Source organism: Yoonia maritima (assembly GCF_002933395.1).
Lineage (GTDB): Bacteria > Pseudomonadota > Alphaproteobacteria > Rhodobacterales > Rhodobacteraceae > Yoonia > Yoonia maritima_A.
This window is the reverse complement of the sequence record NZ_PKFN01000009.1, coordinates 35,006-59,487: the sequence shown is the minus strand read 5'-3', so window position 1 is coordinate 59,487 and position 24,482 is coordinate 35,006. Positions and strand designations below refer to the sequence as shown.

The window sequence follows — 24,482 nt, the reverse complement described above, 5'->3', positions numbered from 1 at the left end:
TCCTAACTCGCCTCTGAGCGCGGCCTTGTTTGGCGCGCGTGCTCAGAGGAGTTGAGATACAGCGCTGAAAACACCCGATCAGAGTTAGGAAAAACCATGCAAGCCATTAATCTCGCGCAGAAGCTATCGCTTTTTGACAGCCATTGGGATCCCAAAGTGATCGCCAGCTATAACAACAACGATGTGATGGTCGTTAGGTTTCAGGGCGAATTCCCGTATCACAAGCACGACAACACCGACGATTTCTTTCTTGTGATCGACGGTCAGGTCACAATGGACCTTGAAGGCGCGGAAAGTGTGACTTTTAACGCCGGTGAGCTTTTCATCGTACCCAAAGGTGTCGTACATCGCCCTCGTGCAGATCAAGAAGCCAAAGTGCTGTTGATCGAACCGCAAGGTGAACCAAATTCCGGCGACGCGGATCGACCCGCCGCCCCCAAAGACCATATTTGAAGGAATGATCAGATGACCAAAGATAAAGTTCTGATTTTTGATACCACCCTGCGCGACGGCGAACAGTCACCGGGCGCGACAATGACACATGCTGAAAAGCTAGAAATTGCTGAACTGCTGGACGAAATGGGCGTCGATATTATCGAAGCTGGTTTTCCGATCGCGTCTGAAGGTGACTTTAAGGCCGTCAGCGAAATCGCTCGTTTGGCAAAAACGTCGACGATCTGTGGTCTGGCCCGCGCAAACTATAAAGATATCGACCGCTGCTGGGAGGCCGTGAAGCACGCAAAATCTCCTCGCATCCATACATTCATCGGCACGTCGCCACTGCACCGCGCCATTCCAAACCTAAACATGGATGAAATGGCCGAACGTATCCACGACACAGTCACCCATGCCCGCAACCTGTGTGAAAACGTGCAATGGTCACCTATGGATGCGACCCGCACTGAATGGGATTTCCTGTGCCGCACCGTCGAGATCGCGATAAAGGCAGGCGCGACCACAATTAACGTGCCTGACACTGTGGGCTACACCGCCCCCGTCGAAAGCGCTGATCTGATCCGCAACCTGATCGCGACCGTCCCCGGCGCGGACGAAGTAGTTTTCGCGACCCACTGCCACAACGATCTGGGCATGGCGACTGCGAACTCTTTGGCTGCCGTCGAAGGTGGCGCGCGTCAGATCGAATGTACGATCAACGGTCTGGGCGAGCGTGCAGGCAACACCGCACTGGAAGAGGTCGTCATGGCCCTGAAGGTTCGCAACGATATCATGCCCTATGAGACCGGGATCGACACGACCAAGATTATGAACATCTCGCGCCGTGTTGCGGCGGTGTCTGGTTTCGCGGTGCAGTTCAACAAAGCCATCGTTGGCAAGAACGCATTCGCCCACGAAAGCGGCATCCACCAAGACGGGATGTTGAAAAACCGTGAAACATTTGAAGTCATGAAACCCGAAGATGTTGGTCTATCTGGGACATCACTGCCACTGGGCAAGCACTCTGGCCGTGCTGCGCTGCGTGCGAAACTGAACGAGCTGGGTTTTGATGATCTGGCCGACAATCAGCTGAAAGATGTCTTTGTCCGTTTCAAAGATTTGGCTGACCGCAAGAAGGAAGTCTTTGACGACGACCTGCTGGCGCTGATGCACCAAAACAGCGGCGACGAAGATCGCCTGAAACTGAAATCGCTGCGCGTTGTTTGCGGCACCGAAGGTCCGCAAACCGCCGACATGGTGATGGAGATCGACGGCGCTGATGTTAAAACATCAGCCACGGGTGACGGCCCTGTCGATGCAACCTTTAACGCGGTCAAGGCGCTGTTCCCGCACGGTGCCCGTTTGCAGCTGTACCAAGTACAAGCGGTCACCGAAGGCACTGACGCACAGGCAACAGTATCAGTGCGCATGGAAGAAGAAGGTCGCATCGCGACGGGTCAGTCCGCAGACACCGACACAGTCGTCGCCAGCGCCAAGGCCTACATCAACGCGCTGAACCGCCTGCTTGTTCGCCGTGAACAGTCCGAGCCCGGGTACGATGTAAAGGGTGTCAGCTACAAGGATCGCTAAGGTCATCTCGACTCGAATATTGCGGGCGGCCTAATGAAGTGGGCCGCCCGCTCTCGTTTGTGTGAAGACGCAGATTTGCGCCTTGTTGCACGCGGATCACCACATAAGTTGTAAAAGTGATATGTTTTCATTTAATTACAGCGTTATATAACAAAAAATGTCGCAAAAGTTAAATCTGCGAAATGCCGCTTGGTTCATTGAATGAAGGGCTTCTATCCCTGTTCATGCCGCCGTATAACTATCGGCAATGGGCGTCACGGGACGGCGCGGCAAAAAACACAATCAGAACGGAAGACCACGAAATGGCAGGCTTCGGCGGATTATTTTCTTCAGACATCGCGATCGATTTGGGGACCGCGAACACGCTGGTCTACGTCAAAGGCAAGGGCATCGTTCTGTCAGAGCCTTCGGTTGTCGCCTACCACGTCAAAGACGGCGTGAAGAAGGTCCTAGCTGTCGGTGAAGATGCAAAACTGATGCTTGGCCGGACCCCGGGCAGCATCGAAGCCATCCGCCCAATGCGCGATGGTGTGATCGCTGACTTTGATACTGCGGAAGAAATGATCAAACACTTTATCCGCAAGGTTCACCGCCGTTCGACGTTTTCAAAACCCAAGATCATCGTCTGCGTCCCGCATGGCGCAACACCGGTCGAAAAACGTGCGATCCGCCAGTCGGTGCTTTCTGCAGGTGCGCGTCGCGCTGGCCTAATCGCCGAACCGATTGCTGCTGCAATTGGTGCTGGCATGCCGATTACAGACCCAACAGGTAACATGGTCGTCGACATCGGTGGTGGTACGACCGAGGTTGCGGTTCTGTCATTGGGTGACATCGTTTACGCCCGTTCCGTACGCGTCGGTGGTGACCGCATGGATGAGGCGATCATCAACTATCTACGCCGTCAGCATAACCTTTTGATCGGTGAAGCAACTGCAGAACGCATCAAGACATCTATCGGCACCGCACGTATGCCAGACGATGGCCGTGGCCAGTCGATGCATATCCGTGGACGCGACCTGTTGAACGGTGTCCCAAAGGAAACTGAAATCAGCCAAGCCCAAGTCGCCGAGGCGCTCGCAGAACCTGTGCAGCAAATTTGCGAAGCTGTGATGACCGCGCTGGAAGCAACGCCGCCGGATCTTGCTGCGGACATCGTTGATCGCGGTGTCATGCTAACAGGTGGCGGCGCGCTATTGGGTCAGCTTGATCTGGCGCTGCGCGAACAAACTGGCCTTGCGATTTCGGTTGCAGATGAATCGCTCAACTGTGTTGCACTTGGTACGGGCCGCGCGCTTGAGTATGAAAAACAGCTGCGCCACGTGATCGACTACGACAGCTAAGTCAGACCGGGGATAATTGCCCTTGGCAAGAGACAAGAACACCGAAGACTTTGTTACCCCGATCCGCAGATTGCTGGTTGGGGTACTTCTGCTTGCGCTGTTTGGTTTGTTTCTTGTCTGGCGGATCGACAGCCCTCGGGTAGAACGGTTTCGGGCCGCCGCGATAGACAAGGTTGTTCCATCGTTTGACTGGGCTATGGCTCCGATTAACGGCATCGTTGGGCTGGTTAGCGACTTCCAAAGCTACCAACAGCTTTCTGCACAGAACCAAGATTTGCGGCGCGAACTTCAGCAAATGAAAGCATGGAAAGAAGCCGCGCTTCAGCTTGAACAAGAAAACGCAAAGCTGCTTGATCTGAACAACGTCAGCCTTGATCCCCAGCTTACCTTCGTTACGGGCGTGGTCATCGCAGATAGCGGGTCGCCCTTTCGACAGTCTGTTTTGGTCAACGTCGGTGCACGCGATGGCATCATCGACGGCTGGCCCACGATGGACGGTATCGGTTTGGTTGGGCGCATTGCGGGCGTCGGCCAAGAGACAAGCCGCGTGATGTTGTTGACCGACACATCCAGCCGCATCCCAGTTACCATCCAGCCATCCGGGCAAAAGGCCATTTTGGGCGGAGACAACACATTGAACCCGCCGCTAGAGTTTTTAGAAGATACATCGCTCGTCCGGCCCGGTGATCGGGTGGTGTCGTCAGGGGATGGCGGTGTTTTCCCTGCTGATTTACTGATTGGTCAGGTCGCACTTGGCACAGATCAGCGCCTGCGCGTAAGGCTATCGGCGGATTACCAACGCTTAGAGTTCTTGCGTGTCTTGCGCGCGCAACCGCATGAAACCATCAACGATCCGGGTGGATTACTTGCACCCGAAGCCGAGTTCTACGGCCCTACCGCGTTGCCGGCATCGCCGCTTCCTCCTGTGGTATCAAGCGATGGCTAGCCCAGCAGACAGCCAAGTATGGGTCAAGCGTGGTGCATTTGTGTTGATCGCTTTTGTCATCATGGTCTTTCAATTGGTTCCACAAAGCATGGAACCCCGCGTGATAAGTTTGGGAACATGGCATCTTCGCTTGGTGTCGCCTGACATCTGCCTTGCTTTGACATTGGTCTGGGTCGCCCGCCGCCCAAAATATACGCCCGTCTGGATCATTGCTGCCATCTTTTTGATGGGCGACCTGATCTTTCAACGCCCGCCCGGGCTATGGGCGGGGCTCGTCATTATATTGACCGAACAGCTACGCAAACGCAGTCGTGAATTTCGCTCAATGCCGTTTTTGGCAGAGTGGGGCAGCATTGCAATCGGCATCACCACCATTACCATTGCAAATCGGTTTATCCTTCTACTTCTCGCCGTTGATGTGGCACCTTTCGGCATGATTTTACTTCAACTGATTTTGACAATTGCAATCTACCCTTTCGTCGTCCTGATCATGCACTATGTTTTCGTTATCACCCGCGTCACACCCGGTGAAACCGGCAGCAGAGGGCAACGCGTATGAAACGACCACCCAAAGACGTCATCGAAAGCACACGCACTATCAGCCGCCGTGCGTTGGTCGTAGGTACGTCGCAAATCGCAATTATGGCCGTGCTTGGTTGGCGCATGCGTTCAATGCAGGTCGAACATGCCGATGAATTCCGGCTGCTTGCAGAAGAGAACCGCATCAACATTCGCCTTCTTCCGCCATCCCGCGGTTTGATCTTTGACCGCAACGGCGAGGCCATCGCCGATAATGAACAAAACTACCGCGTTGTCATGGTCCGCGAAGACGCTGGTGATGTTGGCGAAGTTCTTGCAAACCTGACCCAGATCGTTGACATTTCACCAGAACAGCTAACCCGCGCTATGGAAGAAATGCAGCGCAGGTCGCCATTTGTCCCAGTGACCATCGCCGAACGCCTGACTTGGGATGATGTTGCTAAGATTAACCTAAATACGCCAGCGCTTCCCGGCATTCAGGCCGAAGTTGGTCAAAGCCGCGTCTACCCTTGGGGCGCAGACCTAGCCCATGTGGTTGGTTATGTTGGTCCGGTCAGTGACTATGATCTAAGCCGGATCGACGATCAGGATCCACTGCTGCAAATTCCAAAGTTCCAAATCGGCAAGACAGGGTCAGAGAACAAGCTGGAACACACCCTGCGTGGCAGCGCCGGACACCGCCGGATCGAAGTCAACGCAGTTGGTCGCGTGATGCGCGAGCTAGATCGCCAAGAAGGTGACGCAGGCAAAGACGTACAGCTAACAATCGACAACCGGTTGCAGACGTACGCGCAAGCCCGACTGGATGGAGAATCTGCCGGTGTCGTCGTCATTGACCTTGAACACGGCGATTTACGCGCGATTGCCTCGGCCCCATCATTCGACCCGAACCTGTTCGTGCGTGGCATTTCAGTCAAAGATTGGACCGGTCTGAACGAGGATAAATATCGTCCACTGGCTGCCAAAGCTGTGCAAGGCACCTACCCTCCCGGATCGACCTTTAAGATGGTCACTGCCCTGGCCGCGATGGAAGACGGCGTTGTTAGCGCTGACGAAACCGTTTACTGCCCCGGCTACACCGATGTTTACGGCATTCGCTTTCACTGCTGGAAATCCGGCGGGCACGGCAACATCAATCTGCATGACAGCCTCAAGCAAAGTTGCGACTGCTATTATTACGAAATCGCCCAGCGCGTCGGTATCGACAAAATGGCAGCGATGGCGCGCAAGCTTGGTCTAGGGATTAAACATGACCTGCCGCTTTCTGCGGTCGCTTCAGGGCTTGCGCCTGACAAAGAATGGAAATCATCGGTGCGCGGCGAAGACTGGCGGATTGGTGACACGGTCAACGCATCCATCGGTCAGGGTTATGTGCTTGCATCGCCGTTACAACTGGCCGTTATGACAGCACGGATCGCGACGGGTCACGAAATTACCCCTCGGCTAGTGCGGTTGATTGATGGCGTCGAACAACCCAGTGGGCGCGGAGAGAGCCTTGGGTTGAACGAAAACACGTTGCGCCGCATTCGCGCGTCTATGAACGATGTCTGCAATAACAGGCGTGGTACTGGCTACGGTTCGCGTATTTTGACCGAAGGCTATAAAATGGCAGGAAAAAGCGGGACCAGTCAGGTCAGACGTATCACCCCTGAAGAACGTGCCGCCGGGGTAACCCGCAACGAAGACCTGCCGTGGGAACGCCGTGACCACGCCCTATTCGTTAGCTACGCGCCTCTTGATAATCCGCGCTATGCTGTCGCTGTCATCGTTGAACATGGCGGCGGCGGCTCTAGTGCGGCAGCGCCGATTGCACGGGATGTCATTTTGCAGGCCCAGTACGGCGGTGCGCCACCGCTGGACGCGTATCCGGCCAATGTCCGGGACAGAATTGCCGAACAGCAGCGCCGGATTGAATCGCGTATCCCAATGGGTGCAAAGGCGCAAAGCCGCGCATGAGTTATCTTGAACATAACACCAAACACGTCCCGACCGGGCTACGCAAAATATGGTACATTAACTGGCCATTGGTCATGTTGCTGTCCGCTGTCGCCTGCGCCGGATTTCTAATGCTGTATTCAGTTGCAGGTGGATCTCCCACACCGTGGATGGAACCGCAGATGAAGCGCTTTGGCCTTGGTATGTTTTTAATGTTCGTGATTGCCATGGTCCCAATTTGGTTTTGGCGAAATATGGCTTTTGTCGCTTATGGCGGGTCACTCTTGCTGCTGCTTGGGGTGGAATTTTTCGGCGAAGTCCGCATGGGCGCACAACGTTGGATCGATCTTGGGTTTATGGTTTTGCAACCTTCCGAGGTCACCAAAATAACCGTGGTTATGTTTATCGCAGCCTATTACGACTGGCTACCAAACGACAAAACATCACGCCCGCTCTGGGTGGCATTGCCTGTTATCTTTATCCTTGTCCCGACGATGCTTGTGCTAAAGCAACCTGATCTTGGCACCGCACTATTGCTTTTGATGGGCGGCGCGACCGTCATGTTTTTAGCTGGCGTTCATTGGGCCTATTTCGCGACGGTCGTTGGTGCAGGAGTGGCAGCCATCGTTGCCGTATTCGAAAGCCGCGGCACGACTTGGCAACTGATCAAGGACTACCAATTCCGCCGCATTGATACATTCATCGATCCATCCAACGACCCACTTGGTGCAGGGTATCACATCACACAAGCCAAGATCGCGCTTGGTTCAGGTGGCTGGACGGGCCGCGGGTTCATGCAAGGCACGCAATCGCGCCTGAACTTTCTACCCGAAAAACACACTGACTTTATCTTCACCACCTTGGCAGAAGAATTCGGATTTGTGGGGGCGTCGACGTTGCTGTTGCTGTACCTGTTGATTGTGATGTTTTGCATTGCCTCGGCAATCGGCAACAAAGACAGGTTTGCTGCGTTGCTGACGCTGGGCATCGCGATGACGTTCTTTCTATTTTTTGCGGTAAATATGGCGATGGTCATGGGACTTGCCCCCGTGGTTGGTGTGCCGCTTCCGCTTGTCAGCTATGGCGGTTCTGCCATGCTTGTTCTTCTTGTTGCCTTTGGCCTTGTCCAAAGCGCCCACGTCCATAGGCCACGCTAATGATCAATATTCTATTTACGGGCAATGATGCATCTTGGGATGAATATGCCCCGCATCTTGATACCGCTTTTGCCCCCCTGCCGTTCAAGGTTCACTTGGCACGCGATATCCCCGCCGATCAGGTTGACTATATCGTCTTTGGTGGCGGCGAAGCCCCAATCACCGATTTTGCACCGTTCACCCGTGCGAAACTTGTACAACGGCTTTGGGCCGGGGTCGAAGACATCGTCGGGAATGACACCCTGACAATCCCATTGGCTCGTATGGTTGGTGGCGGACTGGATCAGGGGATGATCGAATGGGTCACCGGCCATGTGCTCAGACATCATCTGGGGATGGATGACCATATCAAGGGACAGGACGGGGTTTGGCGCAATGACGTTACACCACCATTAGCCCATCAGCGACCAGTGACAATTCTTGGATTGGGCGCCTTGGGTCAGGCCTGTGGCCAAGCGCTCGCTCGGTTGGGCTTTCCTGTCACTGGCTGGAGCCGCAGTCAGAAATCTATCGACGGGCTAACCTGTGTATCTGGACCGGGCGGATTTGAAACGGCGTTATCCAGCGCACAGATGCTGATCTTACTGCTACCCAAAACACCTGCTACGGAAAACACGCTTGATGAAAAGGCGATCGCAAAGCTGCCAAAAGGTGCTGTGGTGATCAACCCCGGCCGTGGGGGATTGATTGATGATCAAGCGTTGCTTGCAGCACTTGATCAAGGCCATCTTTCACACGCGACCCTAGACACGTTTCGTGTAGAACCGCTGCCGCCCGAAGATCTATTCTGGGCACATCCCAAAGTTACCGTAACTCCGCATATTGCATCAGCCACTCGCGCTGATCTAGCGGCAGAGGTCGTCGCAGAGAACATCGCCCGTGGTGAGGCTGGCAAACCATTCCAGCACCTCGTCGATCGAAGCGCTGGGTATTGATCTAAAATTAGTGCAGCTTTGGTGGCTTATTTGGGTCCATACCGGGCGCACCGGGCACATGTGGTTTTTCGATCTCTGGCAGATCAAACCGCAGCCCAACCTTGGCCAAATGACCAGCAATCGGATCAGAGGCACGTATGAACATGACGTCCATCATGCCTGCTTCGATCCCAGAAAAGGTCAACACTTCGCTCGCGGCATTTGCAAGCGCCTGTTCTGCACCCGGCGTTGCATCAACAAATGCGAGCACATGGCCAGTCGCCCCGCCTTCGTAAGTCGCTGCGGCAAGATAGGCAAATTTTGCCATTCCAGCGGCAATCGCCAGCTTGCGATCCAACCCGGTCACGACGGCCTCTGGCAAACCAGCAGGCGCGTTGATCTCAGTTAGCCGCGCCTCTGTCTCATCCGGCGCATGTGCCAGCGTCTGCATCAACCAATCGACAGCCTCGGCCGGGATTAGCATCGCAGAAGGTGCAACCTCTAGGTTCAACGCCAATCCGATCCCCTGTCCAGCCAACATCTGCACCAGCCCTCGCCCGGGAACGCCAGCATAAGGTGCGGGTCGACCTACAAACTTGGACAGTCGTTCTTCGCGGTCGAAAACAAGGGCAAATCGCTGGTCTTCGATTTCGAACAATTCGGGCATAACCTGATCGCCTTCGGCCTCTTCGCCCAACAACATGAACAGTTCCGTATCGGCAAGCCGTTCGTAAAACCGCAGCCGCGCGGCATCATCTTCGGGGGCCGCGTCCATTGCGGCGTGGGCGGTATCAAGGTCAGTCATTCAGCACTTCTTTCACTTGAGACCGGAACGCGGGCAGCAAAACAGTCTCGAACCATCGAATTTTCTCACAACACCCGGTATTGTGCCCGGACAGATGAGGCAAGGGAAACACGCGCGGTTCAACGTCGCAAGCCGCCCCGCCGAGTCAGAGCCTGCGATAGTGTGGACTGATCTAGCTCTGCGCTGGAACGGTCATTGCAGACAGTTCGACAGAGCGTTCAAATGCGTTTCCATCGGCATCGAACAAGTGACAGTCCGCCGCTGAAAATGACACTTGAACGTCTTGGTCATCGTTGATGATCTGCGTCCCAGTGAGGACAAAGCAAAAATTTTCCTCGCGATCAGGCAGTGCTGCGTAGCCCAATGTTTGCTGACCGAGATGCTCGATTACGGTGGGCCTAATCGTCATAACCGCGTCGCCTGTTCCGATCGCGATATGCTCTGGCCGAATGCCAAGCGTAACGTCAGTTCCGATCAACGCGGTACGTTGATCCGCCGGGACATCAACGGCAATTGTCAGTTTTTGCCCATTAAAATCAATCTCCACGCCCGCATCGGATACTGCGACACATTTAGCAGGCATAAAGTTCATGCGCGGATTGCCGATAAACCCAGCAACAAAAGTGTTCTGAGGTTTGTGATACAGTTCAAGCGGAGCACCGACCTGCGCGATATAGCCCCCGTTCAACACAACAATCCGGTCGGCCATAGTCATGGCTTCGACTTGATCATGGGTCACGTAAACCATTGTCGCCCCAAGCTGCTTGTGAAGTCGGGTCAATTCAAGGCGCATATCCGCGCGTAGTGCCGCATCGAGATTCGACAGTGGTTCATCAAACAAAAATATCTCTGGCTCGCGCACAATCGCACGCCCAATCGCAACACGTTGCCGCTGTCCCCCGGACAGGTTTCCGGGTTTTTGTTTCAAACGCGTTTCAAGGTGCAAGATCGCTGCTGCTGCTTCGACCTTTTTACGAATTTCATCTTCGGGTGCGCGTTCGACCCTCAAGGGGAACGCAATATTTTCATAGACGGACATGTGCGGGTAAAGTGCGTAGGATTGAAACACCATCGCGATACCGCGCTTGACCGGAGCAAGATCATTGACCCGCTTGCCGTCAATCACGATGTCACCATCGGTTGTGTGTTCAAGCCCTGCAATCATGCGTAACAGTGTCGACTTTCCGCAGCCCGACGGGCCAACAAAGACCATAAATTCGCCTTCGTGCACGTCCAAAGACACCCCTTTTACGACCTCAAAGTCGCCAAAAGTTTTCACAACATTCTTGAGTGATAGTTGGCCCAAGGGGTTCTCCTAGTGTTTAGTCAATTCAGTTCATAACCGGATTTCACCGGAAAAATGTAGTCCAGCCACCAAACAACAGCGGCTGGACCACGGGGGACCTACTTATATTCTTCAAGATCTGCCGCAGCTTCGGCCAAGGCCTCTGCAGGTTCTTCGTCGCCAGTCACGACCGACTGGACCATTCCAATCATCACGTTTTGGAACCCTTTGTAGTCAGTGAACAATGGCTCTGGTCCACCAAACGCAATGCCGTCGATGAATGGCTGCCAATATGGCCCGTTCGCCAACATTTCATCCACAGCAGGACCAGGGCGAAGCGGTGTCAGGCTGGCAGCACCGCCACCTTCATAGGCTTCTTGCACGACCGGCGAAGTGATGAATTTAGCAAACTCGATCGCCTTGTCTTCAACACCAGAGCCGTCAAAGATCGCCAAAGAATCTGTGATCAACAATGTACCGGGACCTTCGGCGCTTGGCCCAACTGGTAGGTCGGCTACGCCCCAGCTGATATCAGTCTCGGGCAGCATGAATGCCGCACCAACCGACGTTTGGATCATGCCAACCGAACCATCAAGAAAGATCGCGCGAATTTCATTCTGCTCGTAAGCAGTGGCACCTTCAACGGAGTAGGGAACGATGTCTTTATAGGCCTGCAAAGCCGCCAGCACTTCTGGGCTATCCATGGTGATGTTGCCGTCTGCGTCGATGATTTGACCGTTGTTGGTGTACACCCAGTGCAAGAACTGGTGCATCGTATTGTCAAATGTCTTGGCTGGCAGACCATAGCCAGCAACATCAGTGTTCTCTGTAATCTGCTTTGCAAAGGCAATGGTTTCTGCCCATGTCGCCGGCGGCGTTTCTGGGTCTAGACCAGCCGCTTCGAAGATATCTTTGTTCCAGTAGAATGCCTTAGTGGAAAACGCGATTGGCACGCCCCACTGAGTGCCCTCAAAGGTCACCGTATCTACGATGTTGGGGTAGTATGATGCTTGTTCTTCTTCAGTCATTGGCACCGGAACGATCAGTTCGTTCAATGCAAATTCCTTGAGCGTGCGTGACCCGACATAAGCCATCGCAACTGGGCTGCCAGCTGCGGCCAATGTGGTGGCTTTGTCTTGGCACTGCGCCCAACCGACAACTTCGGGTGTTACGGTCCAACCTTCGTTCGCGGCTTCCCATTCGGCAATGTATTGTTCGTGGACTGGGTCGATTGAATCGCCGCAATAGATCCAGCTAATGTCTTCGGCCAGCGCAGGCAACGCAGTTGTCCCAGCAAGCAGCGCGCCCAAAAGCGCCTTATGTGTGAGGGTTGTCAATTTTAGTCTCCCGTTTTGTTGGTTATAAAATGTTGTTATTATTGTTTGATCGCGCCAGCAGTCAGACCACCGACAAGATAGCGTTGTAGAAAGAAGATGATGACCATTGCCGGTGCAATCCCGACAAAGCTTGCGGCCATCAGTTCGTTCCAGATAACTTCTTGTTTGCCAAAATAGGCAAACAGCCCCACCGGTAGCGGCATGAATTCGGTCTTTGAATTGAACGTCAAAGCAAAGATGAATTGCTGGGCATAGGCTCCGATAAAAGTCATAATCGCGACAACGATGATCCCCGGCCGCGCGATCGGTAATATCACCCGGCGGAAGGTATAGAACTGCGACGCACCATCCATGTAGGCCGCTTCGTTCAGTTCGATAGGGATACGCATCATGTATGTCCGTAGCAGCCAAATCGCCGATGGGATCAGAAAGGCAGCACCGGGGACAATCATCGCGAAATACGTATTCAAAAGACCCAACGTCCGCATCAACCGAAACAGCGGGATCAATAACACTGCGCCAGAAAACATCGATACAGCAAGGAACGCCGCCAGAACCATCGCCATGCCTTTGAACTTGAACCGCGCAAAGGCGTATGCCGCAGGCACCACAAGGATCAGCACGATAATTGTCGCAATGGTTGAGATCAACAGCGAGTTAAAGATGTAGCGTCCAAAGCTAGGGACGCTGACCCACATTGTGCGGTAGGCTTCGAACGATCCGTTTTCGGGAAGAAATGAATAAGGTGATGAAAATAGCTGTGCCAGCGGTTTCAAACTGACAAGGAAACCTTCGATAAAAGGGGCCAACATAAAGAACAGAAATAATGCAATGCCCACATATATGCCGATCAGTTCAGCCCAGCTATAGCGATCTATCATCGCCCGTGTCTGGTCTTTTTTGAATAACTTAAGTGCCATCTGTGCCCCCTATGTTTTCTCGGCAGTCGCGAGTTTGCGGGTCATGCGAAAGTAAGCGATGCAAAACAGCGACAAGAAGATACAGATCACCACAGCACGTGCAGCGCCTTCACCATATTTCTTCGATCCAATTGCCGTCGCGTAAGTGTCGATAATCATGGTGGTGGTGCTGCCTGATGGTCCACCTTGAGTTAGGATCCAGATGATATCAAAGCTGTTAAACGTAGATATGAGCGACAGCATGGACATGGTGATCACAGCTGGCCCCATCAGCGGCAACGTTATCCTGCGGAACCGCATCCAGCGGCTAGCACCGTCTGTCCACGCCGCCTCGTACAGGTCACGCGGGATCGACTGGATTGCTGCAAGAAAATAGATCGTGACCATCGGCACACCGATCCAAACGTCTGTCACAATGGTCGACCAATAGGCCGTGTTCCCATAGGCTAAAAACGCAACAGGACCGTCCACAATGCCAAACCGTTGCAACAGGCCTGAAATCATCCCGAATTGACCGTTATACATCCAGCCCCACATGAAAATACCAATGGCCATCGGCACGATCCAAGGTGGCATCGTAAGAATACGGAACACGTGACGCCCCGGCACAGCACAGTTCAATAGCACTGCGCCAAACGTACCAATCAGCATTTTCAGCAGCACCGAAAAGAACGTCCAAGTGAACGTCCGGATAATAATTTCAAGGAAATCACGGTCGAATATTTTCAGGTAGTTCCGCCATCCAACGTAATTCGTCGTTTTACGCAGTGAGGCATCCGTAAATGACAGCCGAAAGGTTTCAATCAGCGGCCAAGCGACAATCACAAGGACATAAATAATCGCTGGCGCAAGAAGAGCCCAAGCAAAGATCAACGCGGCCCGATTTTGGGTCATGCAACGAACTCCTTTGTGGCAAAGGCGTTATCATACCGATCCCAAATCGGGCGCATATCGACCACTTGGCGGCTGCGCCGCGCATCATCCATTGCAAGCGCAAGAATACCCGCCTCGAGCGCATCAAGTGGTGAGACCGGCAGCGGGCCGCCTTTCATTACATGAGCGATAACCTTTGCTGCCATTTCCTCGTCTGCGCCGTAATGTTGCGAAAGAGCGCTCGCTTGATATTCTTTTTCAACCTTCGTTTCTTCGGACAACACGTCCGTGACCTTAAAGTTGGCGCGGATGAAATCACCTTCGGCCTGTCCTTTTGTACCAAAAACCGCGAAACGGCGAAATTGATCAGGGGCATTTAGGTTCGTGTGAAAATTCATCCCAACGCCATTGGCGTACTCAATAATCGCCACCTGATAATCGATAATATCCCCGTCACTGTCGAACACTTTGTCCGATCCGTTCCAGCCTGATGGTTTCCGGTGATAAATATCCAGATCGTTGACGCCTTCGTTTTTCGGGTCGTTCGCCGGAACAAAGGTTTTGCGCCCACCAAAGCTTGCCACGCGTTCAGGGCGTGCGCCGATTAGGCCATTATAAAGGTCCAGATCGTGACAGCATTTTTCCAACATAAAACTGCCGGACCATTTTTCGTAACGCCGCCAGTCGCGCATGAAAAACGCACCATGGTAGGGATAGATATGTTCGGCGGCTTCTATAGAAACGATGTTTCCCAACATACCCGCATCACGCGCTGCAATCAGGTCGCGGTACAGCGGCGCATAACGCAACACTAAACCTACCATCAAATTTTCTGGCCCGAATTTCCCCATCAAAGCGGCAAGCTCATATGTTTGCTCAATCGTCGACACGATTGGTTTCTCTGAGAAGACTTTATTACCAGCCTCAAGGCCAAGCCGGATGTGATCAAGGTGCATGTGATTGGGCGAACCAATCATCAAAAGATCATACCCCCCTGCTTTCACCAATGCCTCTGGCGATGGGTACGCAGTGCCAGCGCTGATGCCATGTTCGTCCAACGTGACCATACCTGCAGGGGCGGGATCAAAGTAACCGACGATCTCAAAATCCGGGTCCATCTCGCTAAAGACGTACCCAAGATACCCAAGCCGAAAGCCAAGACCGATGATGGCGACTTTCATGTCGCACCCCCTGTGAAGAAATTCTTTTTCTAAACTTGGGCCTAAATCGGCCGTTCGGTCAAGAATTTTTCATATAAATGTGACAAACTTCGGCATGATGTGTAATTAGTTTTCACAATATGCCAAAAAAACAGCATTTCAGCAAAATTTGCTTCGGTCTATGCGGCAACATTTTCATGACGCCGCAACCCAAGAATTGCCGCCCCGACCAAACCCGGCTCGACTGGGCATTGGGCCGGTACAATCAGTGGGCGTTCGAATCGGCGCAGGCATTTTTTCCGCACCTCGCCATCCAACGCCGTGATGAGCAGCGTTGAATTTGATAACCCACCGCCAACAGCAACCACGCCAGCACCCAGCATGTTTTCCATGACGGCCAATGGCCCAGACAACACCGCAAGCCAGACCGCAATAGTCTTGGTCGCACGCGGATCACCGCTTTCCCAATCTCTGACTACATCACGGCTATCGGCGCTTTCGCGGCCATGTAGATGCCTGTGTAGCCGTTCCAAACCACGCGCCGAACAAATCGAATCCAAACAGCCCGATAGACCACAGCCGCATGAAAAAGCGGGCAGCGTTACATTCTGATCGTCCAAAACACGTTGCGCAATGGGCCCATGCCCGACTTCACCGGCAAAACCGCCGCCGCCATTAATCAGGCTTCCATTGACAACCACACCACCGCCAACGCCGGTCCCAAGGATCAACCCGAACACAACATCATGCCCACGCCCCGCACCCACCGTTGCCTCGGCCAAGGCGAAACAATCAGCATCATTTGCAAGGACGACAGGTAGGCCCAAAAGATTCTCCAGCTCCTGCTGTAAACGACGACCAGTCAGGCAGGGAATGTTCGCCATCGTGGCCACCCCGGTTTCAGGGTCCAAAACACCCGCAAGCGCAAAAGCCAAAACGTCAGGACGTATATTTGCGGCAGCGACAGCATCGTTCAGGATTTCGACAAATGCATCAAAGTCATCCGTTGGCGTCGCGATCCGTCCCTTCGGTATAACTTTGTCCGCGCTATAGGCCTCAGCGATTTTGATCGCGGTCCCACCGATATCAAAGCACAGGATCATGCGATGTCCTTAATATTTTGGCCAGAAATCCATGTCCCACCAGCAGTAATTTGCGGTGTCAAAGCAAAGAAATCAGCCCGTGCGCCCGCTTTAAGATGACCGCGATCATTGATCCCCATCGCCTGTGCGGGATGCACCCCCGCGAGGTTCAGCGCATCACCCAACGGCACCCCAAGGGATTGGTGAACATATCGCACCGCGTCAATCAACGCGATATCCGCCCCAGCAAGCGTGCCATCTGCAAGCATCAGTCGCCCGTCCGAGCGGAATATCTCCCGATCATTCAACGTAAATTCAGTTAGGTCGGTCCCAATCGTCGACATCGCGTCCGACACCAAGAAGACTTTCCCTGGGCCATTCTTTCCGCGCAGCGCAATGCGCATTGCGCTATCGTCGACATGATACCCATCTGCGATTAAGCCCGCCGAAAACCGCTCATCATCCAAAGCAGCGCCAACCAAATTTGGCGCACGGTGTTCCAACTGCCCCATCGCGTTAAACAGATGCGTCACCATGCGCGCACCCGCATCAGCGTAGGCACGCGCAACCGAATGAGTGCATCCAGTGTGCCCCAAGCTCACGACGATTCCCGCCTCTGAAAGAGCTGACACTTGACCAACCGTCACAGATTCAGGAGCGACAGTACAAATCATATGATCGAAACGACCCTTCGCCGAGATCAAACGCGCCAGATCATCATCGTTCATTGGCCTGATCAGATGAGGGTCGTGCGTCCCCTTGCGTGATGGATCCAGATGCGGCCCCTCAAGGTGCAAACCAAGCCAACCGGGAACATCGCTTGCGTTCACAGCTGCGCCTATCGCCGCTGCAGTATGTGCAACCGTATCTGTGATCAATGTCACCATAACAGAAGTCGTGCCAAACTGCGCATGCGCGGCGCAAATTGCCTCAACCCCGGACCGGGAAAGGTCGTTATTAAACAGAACGCCACCGCCGCCATTTACTTGCAGGTCAACCAGTCCCGGCACGATTGCGCCCTTGACCTGAATGCCAGACGGCGCATCCGCCGACGCCACGATCCCATCAACCCGACCATCAGCAACAAGCAAAGCAGCAGCGCGATGCCAATCGTATCCGTCAAAGATTTGTTCAGCGTGAAATGCTGTGAGAGCTGTCATACCGCGACCTTACCAAACAGTACCACGCGCAGCCACCGCTTCAACACGGGTCACGACACCAGATCGGTGAAACACCACCCGGTCAAACAAGTTCGACACGACGCAGGTGTGATTAGGGATAACACGGACCTGCGCCCCGACCGCGGGTGCTGCCACGGTGCAATGCGTCAGATCAACAACGGCGTGTTCTTCCGAAAGCGACACGATCCGCGCCCCGGGCAATTCGGCAATCTCTCCGTGATCAGTAAACCCTAACAGATCAGACGTAAGCGCCTTGGACCCGGCATCCAAAACAGCGCGTGTCGGCGTTGGTCGCGAAACCACTGTTGCCAGAACATGCATCGCAACATCATCCACCGCGCATTCACCAGCACGCACCATGGATCGGTCGTTGTAAACATATGTGCCTGCACGGTGCTCGGTCGCGCTGGGGACCAAATGCGCGGAAAACAAATCCGGACTACCGCCATTGGAACGCACTGGGCAATCAATTCCAGCTTCAGACAACAAATCCAGAGTGTCTTTCATGAACGTTTCGACCTTTGATGCACCATCAACGGATGGGTAGGTCAGCAGTCCGTCAAAACGCACGCCGCCCGTCTGCGCGATATGCTTTGCGAGCGCCGCCGCATCAGCGGGTGTTTGCACACCACAGCGCGCACCACCTGTGTCACACTCCACCAAAACTGCAATTGGCGGACCATCAGCAAACGCCGCTGCCAACCCATCAACGGTGACGGCACTGTCAGCGACCACTGTTAGCTTTGGCACCTTCGCATGCAATGCTTTTAGGCGCGCCAATCGCGGCGCACCCAAAACGTTATAGGTAATCAGGATGTCTTCAAATCCAGCATCCGCAAACACTTCGGCTTCGGTGACTTTTTGGCAGTTAATACCAACGGCGCCTTCATCAAGCTGCTGCTGCGCAACGGCGGGGATTTTGTGTGTTTTGATATGAGGGCGAAAATTCTTACCGTACTTGTTCATATAAGCCTGCGCCCGCGCGATATTCGCAGCAACGCGGTCCTCGTCGATGACAGGCATAGGGGTTAGAATGTCAGAAAAAGGCGTGCCGGGTTTCGGCCAAGGAGAAGTCAAAATCAGTCATCCTGTGCAAAGGGGTTATCAATACGCGGCCAAATGTCGGTGCGCACATTGCGGTAAGTATTCGTCGCCGGATCGTTCGGATAAGGCTTCCCAGCAGAACAGTACAACACCTGCGTCGCGATTGGCGCAAAGGACGCATAGAAATGATTAGTGGACTTTATCACCAGTATTTTCTGCGCAAGCGGGTCAATTCCCATCACTAAAAACAATGAGGGATCATAACTTTGGGCCCGAACAGTATTCAAGATCACCTCGATCCCGATTTCTTGACCAGCTTCGTCTAGAAGTGAAATGCGAACAGCGGGGCCGAACGGCACAACACTTTCACCAAAAACCATCGCGGCATCTGCAGACACGCCAATAACCTTGACCAACGCATCAACAGGGTTCCCTGTCATAGGGGCCGACTTCGCGCCAAAGCGAAGCGACATCACCGCACCTTCGCCAGCCACCATACATAGCTTAACTGCGATCGGATCCCAGATCGTGCCAACCGCAACACCGGTTGCGCCTTGGATCATCAGTTCGTGCAAAACAACCGTAGCATCACCCGCCGTACCACCACCGGGATTGTCCCACATATCAGCAAGAACAACAGGCCCTGTGCTGGCGGCCATTGCAGCAGCGACCGCTTGCGTTTGATCCATCGTTGGCATCATATGCTTGCCACGATTGGCAAATAATTCCTGCCCCAACCGTTCGGCCATTACATCGCCATATGAGGCATCACCGTCAGTGACCACAATCATCTTAGCGCCCATTTCAGGAACATCACCCGCCATAAAGCCGTGAATGGCAGATACCGATAAGACCTTGGGGTCATCCCGTTCAATCGCAATCATGCGATCCACAAAACTGCGCATGGGTTCGCGCGAGGTGGGAAAAACGTCGATCATCCGACAATCATATGTCGACATGACCGGGTGAATCCTCCCCTCCAGCCGCCCCACGACCAGTGCCCAAAGGTCCTGCGCCCGATCCACAAAATCCGTGTGGGGGAATTCTTTGAACACTACAAAGAAATCGGCAGCAGACACGCGCTTTGCGGTCAAATGGCTATGTGGATCAAGTTCAGCACAGACAAGCACATCAGGCCCCACCATTTCGCGGACCCGCGCGAGCAAGTCCCCCTCTGGATCAATGCAGCCCTGCGCAACCATTGCGCCATGCAGCCCCAAAACCACGGCATCGACCGGCATTGCCGCCTGTAACTGCGCCAGTATTTCGTCACGCAAACCGTGGTGAGCTTGCTGAGAAACAAGCCCTGCGGGATCGGCCCAAGCGGCTGTTCCTTCGATCAAATCCCATCCTTTCTCCGCGCAAACCTTACGGCCGACGGGAATTGGCGCCGTGCATAACGTCGCTGTCGACGGATGCATGCCCGGCGCGGCATAGAATGATTCTTCGAATGCCGTGCGATCAATCACGATCGGTGAAAACGTGTTTGTCTCGGTCGCCATTGCGGCCACAAAGATACGCCTTGTGCTGCCTTGGGTCATTATTATTCCTTGATGTGCGGAAGATATCCAACAAAGCCTGCAATTTTCCAGCGACCATCTTTGCGGCGGCACCAGTATAATGTCTGCCAGTTCATGCGTTCCGTGGTGCCATCGATACGCTTAAGTTGCCCGTCAAATTTCTTGCGCACCAACGCAGCATCACCTGTGATCTCAATTTTCTCAAGCCGGGTAGCGCCATAGATGCCATCACGCGGATCACCCTCATACGCACCAGCATCGCGCTGCGCGACAAAATCTCGGGCCTGACGGATCCAGTCATCGCGGTACGCCTCTAAGGTTGGATACGCTAAATCATATTGATCCGGGTCACTTTGGAAATGTCCGCTCACGCCTGTAAAGTTTTCAACGATGAAGTCGTCGGCCACCGCCAACCAATCTGCAGCAACAAATGCATCAATATCGCGCGGAACAAGCATTTCCCAAATTGCGCGCCGATCAATATCGGTCGCTGGAAATGGATTCTGAAAAGGGTCACTTAGCGTCGTCATATGCACCATCCAATGAAATTCATTTCTATAAAGACACAAAATTTCTGGAAAAATCCAGACAGATATGCGCTGTTAGGGGCAAAATAAGAAAATGAATTTCTTATTTGCTCAAAATTTGATCTCGACGCCGACCATGTTTGTCTTGCAGGGTAGCGAAAGACAGCATCGTGAAGGGGCCGCGCAGCGGCAAGGACTAACATGACGAAACCATCAGATTTCTCACTTGCATCCGGAACGACCTCGGCCAGCAACCTTATCGTCGCGCTTGCTGACGAAGATGGCAAACTATCGGCGCTTGAACGAAAACTTGCGGAATCTGTCCTTGCAGATGTGAACTATGCGACCAATGCATCCATCACAGACATCGCAACACGTGCGGGCGTGTCACCGCCAACGGTGACCCGTTTCTGCCGTAGACTGGGCTGTGCGTCTTTTTCTGACTTCAAGGTTCAGCTCGCCAAAAGTGCTTATGTGGGTCTGCGCTATCTTAAGCCCGAATCTGTAACCACGACCCCAGAACAAGTTGCCGAGGACATTGTCACCAAAGCGCAAAACGCGCTTTATGAAATGCACCGCACGATTGAGCTGGACAAAATCAACGCCGCTGTTGCCCTACTTGCGAAGGCTGAAATGATTTATGCTTTTGGATCTGGCGGCAACTCTTCGATGATCGTGAATGAATTGCAGAACCGACTTTTCCGGCTTGGCGCACGGATTTCCGCATCAAATGATCACGGAATGAACCTGATGCTTTCAGCGGCGGCCCAAGCCGGAACTGTTGTGTTCGGATCATCTGTTTCGGGGCGCAACCAAGAACTGATCAGTTGTTTTTCGCTGCTGCGCGAACGCGGCATCCCTACGATTGCGTTGACGCAAGGGGGCTCGCCGCTGGCCGATGTCGCCGATGTGGTGATTTCAGTCGACCTGCCCGAAGGTCAGAATATTTTCCGCGCCACATCAATACGCTATGCGTCTTTGGCTGTGATCGACATTATTGCAAATCTTGTCGCCTACGAAGACCGCACGCAATCCACACGCATTCTTCGCGGCATCAAAGAACAATTGGTCAAGCACCGCGACGGCGGCGACGACAGTCAAATTTTAGGCGACTAATCATATCAGATCGGCGTTTCGCGGCTGCGCTGGTCAGGTTCATCTTGCCGCGAATAAGAGGATAAAATGGCACCACGCATTGCCATCGTCACCGGAAGCGCGGGTGACATCGGACGCGCAATCGCTGCGCGACTGAAACATGACCATGATCTCATTCTACTCGCGGACCTTGATCTTGCAGCGGCAGAAGCTGCTGCAGAGCAGTTGGGTGAAGGATTTAAACCACTTCAGGTCGATATAACCGATGCCCATAGCTGTGCGGCTATGGCAAAAACGGCCCAGTTGTTGGGCGACGTGGTAACGCTGGTGAATAACGCGGGGGCATCTCGCGCTCTTAGCCTGCAATCCGCCACGCTTGATGACTGGCAGTTTGATCGCAGCCTGAACCTTGATGGGGCGTATATCGTATTTCGTGCGCTGGCCGATCAACTGATTGCGACAAGAGGCGCTGTCGTGAATATCGCTTCGGTGAACGGGATTGGTGTTTTCGGACATCCTGCCTATTCCGCCGCCAAGGCAGGCATGATCCACCTCACTAAATTAATTGCCGTAGAATATGGTCGCTATGGCATCCGCGCCAATACTGTCGCCCCTGGCACGGTCAGAACCCAAGCATGGGAAGACCGCGCCAAAGCCAACCCAAACGTATTTGATGAGGCCGCCGAACATTACGCGCTTGGGCGTATTGTGCATCCTAACGATGTCGCCGAAGCGGTCGGCTTTTTGTCATCCCCTCTTGCTGCGGCCATCACCGGAACCTGCCTACCTGTTGATTGCGGATTAACAGCTGGCATCCCCGCGCTCGCACGCACCTTTAGCCAATCAAACGATTACTGACGCTTTGCCAACAGGACACCCGATGACTTACTTTCTTGAAAACACTTGGCACCCGGAACCCGGACCAGAAGGCACTTGGACGGTTAGCTTGACCAATTTGTCCGACACGCCACTGACTGACTTCAAACTTTCGCTCACATCGATCACCCGGATCATGCCGACCCACCTGTTGACGGGGGCAAAGTTCTTGCGCCGGGATGCCAACTATCACGAATTTACGCCACTTGATGACGCGGTCATTGCGCCCGGCGCCAGTTGGACATTTTCGGTGACCGGAATCAACAGATCGCCGTTCCACCGTAACGACGCAGCCAAGACCGCTTGGGTGACCCATGCTGACGGCACCCATGCCACGGTCCACGTTGGCGATCTGATGCATGATGGCAAAACCCCTGTGCGACCTGCGCTGCGCCTTCCCGAAGGACGATTAACGCTGCCCTTCGCGCTATTGCCTTGGCCAAATGAAATTGATGCCACGGCCGGGGATGCACCTGTCATTCTTCATGTGAGCGAAAACATGTCGATTGCTGATCGGCGACTTGTCGTTTCAATTGATGCGCTGCACGGGCGTTTATTCCCAACCGCCCAGCGCATATTTCAACTATCGCCAACACTGGGAAGCCGCGGCCTGCGGTTTCAGCACGACCCAAAGGTCGAAGAAGAAGCCTATCACATCGATTTTGGTGATGAGATATCCATCATCGCTGGCGGTGAAACAGGTCAACGATATGGCCTTATTGCCTTAGCGCAAATGCTTCATGGTGCATCGACAGATCACGCATTTTCATTCCCTCAAACAGGCAGTATCGTTGATGCCCCTCGCTATGATTGGCGCGGTTGCCACTTGGATGTATCGCGGCATTTCTGGACCTATGACGAAGTCCTGCGCGTCGTCGATATTTTAGCCTGGCACAAGATGAACACCTTCCATTGGCACCTCACCGATGACGAAGGCTGGCGCGCAGAAATCCTTGCCTACCCCGAGCTGACCCAAACAGGCGCCACCCGAGGCGCAGACGTGCCTACGATGCTACCCCAGCTTGGCGACGGTTATGAAAAACGGCACGGGTATTACACACAAGATCAGATGCGCAGCGTCGTTGCCCACGCCCAAAGCCTTGGGGTCGACGTCATGCCTGAAATCGAAACCCCGGGCCACGCCGCTGCAGTATTGGCAGCACTCCCTGCGCTTGTGGATCCAGACGAACCTGCAAACAGCTACTATCCGGTGCAGGGGTATTTCAATAACGCACTCAACCCGGCCATCCCCGAAACTTTTACCGTGCTGGAACAGGTATTTGACGAAATCTCTACGATATTCCCGTCAAAGTACATTCACATCGGTGGCGACGAAGTTGCAAATAACGCGTGGCTGACATCGCCCAAAGCACAAGACCTTATGGCAAAAGAGGGTCTAGCAGGCACGTTTGAGCTGCAAAGCTGGTTCTTACGCAAGATAAAAGCAATGCTGACCGCGCGCGGCAAAGTCATGGTGGGCTGGAACGAAATTGCCCATGGTGGCGGCGTTCCACCAGAAGACACATTGCTGATGGCATGGGAAAACCCAACCGTCGGGATCAAACTTGCCGCGCAAGGATACGATGTGGTGATGACCCCCGGACAAGCATATTATCTTGATATGGTGCAGGGTGCCGATTGGCTTGAAAATGGCGCGGGATGGGCCGGGCCGGTTCCACCAGAGCAAAGCTATACCTACGAAGCCGAAGGCGACTTTCCCGCCGATTTACGCAGCAAGATGCGCGGCGTTCAGGCCTGTATCTGGTGCGAACACTTCACCACCAAACAGTGGTTCAACGACCTCGTCTTTCCGCGCCTTGGCGCAGTCGCAGAGGCCGCATGGACCCAAAAGGACCAAAAGGACTGGCTTCGTTTTGCGCGTCAGGTCCGCCTTCACCCTGAACTGTAACATCTGGTCAG

At 53.9% G+C, this 24,482-nt stretch carries 22 protein-coding genes; 11 read left to right on the top strand and 11 right to left on the bottom strand.

The genetic code is table 11. The features are described 5' to 3' along the window. The first annotated feature begins 96 nt into the window (after positions 1-96). The 8 genes from CYQ09_RS11455 (at position 97) to CYQ09_RS11420 (ending at position 8,878) form a co-directional block, all read left to right on the top strand. A complete protein-coding gene (locus CYQ09_RS11455) occupies positions 97-453 on the top strand; it encodes a cupin domain-containing protein (RefSeq protein WP_106745557.1) in 357 nt (118 codons plus the stop codon). Between the two features lie 12 nt (positions 454-465). Then, on the top strand, positions 466-2,025 hold the full coding sequence (locus CYQ09_RS11450; protein WP_106745556.1) for a 2-isopropylmalate synthase: 1,560 nt from the start codon (positions 466-468) through the stop codon (positions 2,023-2,025). A 302-nt stretch (positions 2,026-2,327) separates the two neighbouring features. After that, positions 2,328-3,365, top strand: coding sequence for a rod shape-determining protein (locus CYQ09_RS11445; protein ID WP_045998371.1), 1,038 nt, complete (start codon positions 2,328-2,330; stop codon positions 3,363-3,365). Between the two features lie 22 nt (positions 3,366-3,387). Next, positions 3,388-4,311 (top strand): rod shape-determining protein MreC, encoded by a 924-nt coding sequence (mreC, locus tag CYQ09_RS11440; RefSeq protein WP_106745555.1) that lies wholly within the window; start codon positions 3,388-3,390, stop codon positions 4,309-4,311. Next, positions 4,304-4,870 (top strand): rod shape-determining protein MreD, encoded by a 567-nt coding sequence (locus tag CYQ09_RS11435; protein ID WP_106745554.1) that lies wholly within the window; start codon positions 4,304-4,306, stop codon positions 4,868-4,870. The genes mreC and CYQ09_RS11435 overlap by 8 nt, the downstream gene beginning before the upstream one ends. Beyond that, positions 4,867-6,807 (top strand): penicillin-binding protein 2, encoded by a 1,941-nt coding sequence (mrdA, locus tag CYQ09_RS11430; RefSeq protein ID WP_106745553.1) that lies wholly within the window; start codon positions 4,867-4,869, stop codon positions 6,805-6,807. Before CYQ09_RS11435 ends, mrdA begins: the two co-directional genes overlap by 4 nt. Then, positions 6,804-7,943, top strand: coding sequence for a rod shape-determining protein RodA (gene rodA, locus CYQ09_RS11425; protein ID WP_106745552.1), 1,140 nt, complete (start codon positions 6,804-6,806; stop codon positions 7,941-7,943). Before mrdA ends, rodA begins: the two co-directional genes overlap by 4 nt. Further along, positions 7,943-8,878 (top strand): 2-hydroxyacid dehydrogenase, encoded by a 936-nt coding sequence (locus CYQ09_RS11420; RefSeq protein ID WP_106745551.1) that lies wholly within the window; start codon positions 7,943-7,945, stop codon positions 8,876-8,878. The genes rodA and CYQ09_RS11420 overlap by 1 nt, the downstream gene beginning before the upstream one ends. A 7-nt stretch (positions 8,879-8,885) precedes the next feature. On the opposite strand, the gene CYQ09_RS11415 is transcribed toward CYQ09_RS11420, so the two are convergent. From CYQ09_RS11415 to CYQ09_RS11365, 11 genes are all read right to left on the bottom strand, one after another. Next, on the bottom strand, positions 8,886-9,662 hold the full coding sequence (locus tag CYQ09_RS11415) for an SseB family protein (RefSeq protein WP_106745550.1): 777 nt from the start codon (positions 9,660-9,662) through the stop codon (positions 8,886-8,888). A gap of 172 nt (positions 9,663-9,834) precedes the next feature. Then, positions 9,835-10,968 carry an ABC transporter ATP-binding protein gene (locus CYQ09_RS11410; RefSeq protein WP_106745549.1) on the bottom strand — a complete coding sequence of 378 codons (1,134 nt, stop codon included), beginning with the start codon at positions 10,966-10,968 and terminating at the stop codon, positions 9,835-9,837. A gap of 98 nt (positions 10,969-11,066) precedes the next feature. Further along, a complete protein-coding gene (locus CYQ09_RS11405; RefSeq protein WP_106745548.1) occupies positions 11,067-12,284 on the bottom strand; it encodes an ABC transporter substrate-binding protein in 1,218 nt (405 codons plus the stop codon). Positions 12,285-12,322: 38 nt separating this feature from the next. Continuing rightward, positions 12,323-13,204: a carbohydrate ABC transporter permease gene (locus CYQ09_RS11400; RefSeq protein WP_106745547.1), complete on the bottom strand. Its 882-nt coding sequence runs from the start codon at positions 13,202-13,204 to the stop codon at positions 12,323-12,325. 9 nt (positions 13,205-13,213) lie between these two features. Further along, positions 13,214-14,098 carry a carbohydrate ABC transporter permease gene (locus CYQ09_RS11395; RefSeq protein ID WP_106745546.1) on the bottom strand — a complete coding sequence of 295 codons (885 nt, stop codon included), beginning with the start codon at positions 14,096-14,098 and terminating at the stop codon, positions 13,214-13,216. After that, positions 14,095-15,258, bottom strand: coding sequence for a Gfo/Idh/MocA family protein (locus CYQ09_RS11390; RefSeq protein ID WP_106745545.1), 1,164 nt, complete (start codon positions 15,256-15,258; stop codon positions 14,095-14,097). The genes CYQ09_RS11395 and CYQ09_RS11390 overlap by 4 nt, the downstream gene beginning before the upstream one ends. 158 nt (positions 15,259-15,416) lie before the next feature. Beyond that, entirely contained in the window at positions 15,417-16,340 is a 924-nt protein-coding gene (locus CYQ09_RS11385) for an ROK family protein (protein ID WP_106745544.1), read from the bottom strand. Further along, positions 16,337-17,479 (bottom strand): N-acetylglucosamine-6-phosphate deacetylase, encoded by a 1,143-nt coding sequence (gene nagA / locus CYQ09_RS11380; RefSeq protein ID WP_106745543.1) that lies wholly within the window; start codon positions 17,477-17,479, stop codon positions 16,337-16,339. The genes CYQ09_RS11385 and nagA overlap by 4 nt, the downstream gene beginning before the upstream one ends. A gap of 9 nt (positions 17,480-17,488) precedes the next feature. After that, on the bottom strand, positions 17,489-18,577 hold the full coding sequence (locus tag CYQ09_RS11375; protein ID WP_239495922.1) for a D-TA family PLP-dependent enzyme: 1,089 nt from the start codon (positions 18,575-18,577) through the stop codon (positions 17,489-17,491). A gap of 2 nt (positions 18,578-18,579) precedes the next feature. Further along, the gene (locus tag CYQ09_RS11370) at positions 18,580-20,085 is read right to left on the bottom strand and encodes a M81 family metallopeptidase (protein WP_106745541.1); all 1,506 of its coding nucleotides are present in this window, start codon (positions 20,083-20,085) and stop codon (positions 18,580-18,582) included. A gap of 2 nt (positions 20,086-20,087) precedes the next feature. Continuing rightward, positions 20,088-20,594 carry a hypothetical protein gene (locus tag CYQ09_RS11365; RefSeq protein ID WP_106745862.1) on the bottom strand — a complete coding sequence of 169 codons (507 nt, stop codon included), beginning with the start codon at positions 20,592-20,594 and terminating at the stop codon, positions 20,088-20,090. Between the two features lie 198 nt (positions 20,595-20,792). Here CYQ09_RS11365 and CYQ09_RS11360 point away from each other — a divergent pair, with 198 nt between their 5' ends. The 3 genes from CYQ09_RS11360 to CYQ09_RS11350 all read left to right on the top strand — a co-directional run bounded on the left by CYQ09_RS11360 (position 20,793) and on the right by CYQ09_RS11350 (position 24,471). Further along, positions 20,793-21,707, top strand: a complete 915-nt coding sequence (locus CYQ09_RS11360) for a MurR/RpiR family transcriptional regulator (protein WP_106745540.1) — start codon at positions 20,793-20,795, stop codon at positions 21,705-21,707. Between the two features lie 66 nt (positions 21,708-21,773). Then, positions 21,774-22,544 carry an SDR family oxidoreductase gene (locus tag CYQ09_RS11355; protein WP_106745539.1) on the top strand — a complete coding sequence of 257 codons (771 nt, stop codon included), beginning with the start codon at positions 21,774-21,776 and terminating at the stop codon, positions 22,542-22,544. 22 nt (positions 22,545-22,566) lie between these two features. Continuing rightward, positions 22,567-24,471: a beta-N-acetylhexosaminidase gene (locus CYQ09_RS11350; RefSeq protein ID WP_106745538.1), complete on the top strand. Its 1,905-nt coding sequence runs from the start codon at positions 22,567-22,569 to the stop codon at positions 24,469-24,471. The last annotated feature ends 11 nt before the right edge of the window (positions 24,472-24,482 follow it).

Coding starts and splice junctions, on each gene's coding strand:
- CYQ09_RS11455 (WP_106745557.1), top strand. CDS start 97: ATGCAAGCCATTAATCTCGCGCAGAAGCTATCGCTTTTTGACAGCCAT.
- CYQ09_RS11450 (WP_106745556.1), top strand. CDS start 466: ATGACCAAAGATAAAGTTCTGATTTTTGATACCACCCTGCGCGACGGC.
- CYQ09_RS11445 (WP_045998371.1), top strand. CDS start 2,328: ATGGCAGGCTTCGGCGGATTATTTTCTTCAGACATCGCGATCGATTTG.
- CYQ09_RS11435 (WP_106745554.1), top strand. CDS start 4,304: ATGGCTAGCCCAGCAGACAGCCAAGTATGGGTCAAGCGTGGTGCATTT.
- mrdA (WP_106745553.1), top strand. CDS start 4,867: ATGAAACGACCACCCAAAGACGTCATCGAAAGCACACGCACTATCAGC.
- rodA (WP_106745552.1), top strand. CDS start 6,804: ATGAGTTATCTTGAACATAACACCAAACACGTCCCGACCGGGCTACGC.
- CYQ09_RS11420 (WP_106745551.1), top strand. CDS start 7,943: ATGATCAATATTCTATTTACGGGCAATGATGCATCTTGGGATGAATAT.
- CYQ09_RS11415 (WP_106745550.1), bottom strand. CDS start 9,662: ATGACTGACCTTGATACCGCCCACGCCGCAATGGACGCGGCCCCCGAA.
- CYQ09_RS11400 (WP_106745547.1), bottom strand. CDS start 13,204: ATGGCACTTAAGTTATTCAAAAAAGACCAGACACGGGCGATGATAGAT.
- CYQ09_RS11395 (WP_106745546.1), bottom strand. CDS start 14,098: ATGACCCAAAATCGGGCCGCGTTGATCTTTGCTTGGGCTCTTCTTGCG.
- CYQ09_RS11390 (WP_106745545.1), bottom strand. CDS start 15,258: ATGAAAGTCGCCATCATCGGTCTTGGCTTTCGGCTTGGGTATCTTGGG.
- CYQ09_RS11385 (WP_106745544.1), bottom strand. CDS start 16,340: ATGATCCTGTGCTTTGATATCGGTGGGACCGCGATCAAAATCGCTGAG.
- nagA (WP_106745543.1), bottom strand. CDS start 17,479: ATGACAGCTCTCACAGCATTTCACGCTGAACAAATCTTTGACGGATAC.
- CYQ09_RS11370 (WP_106745541.1), bottom strand. CDS start 20,085: ATGACCCAAGGCAGCACAAGGCGTATCTTTGTGGCCGCAATGGCGACC.
- CYQ09_RS11365 (WP_106745862.1), bottom strand. CDS start 20,594: ATGACGACGCTAAGTGACCCTTTTCAGAATCCATTTCCAGCGACCGAT.
- CYQ09_RS11360 (WP_106745540.1), top strand. CDS start 20,793: ATGACGAAACCATCAGATTTCTCACTTGCATCCGGAACGACCTCGGCC.
- CYQ09_RS11355 (WP_106745539.1), top strand. CDS start 21,774: ATGGCACCACGCATTGCCATCGTCACCGGAAGCGCGGGTGACATCGGA.
- CYQ09_RS11350 (WP_106745538.1), top strand. CDS start 22,567: ATGACTTACTTTCTTGAAAACACTTGGCACCCGGAACCCGGACCAGAA.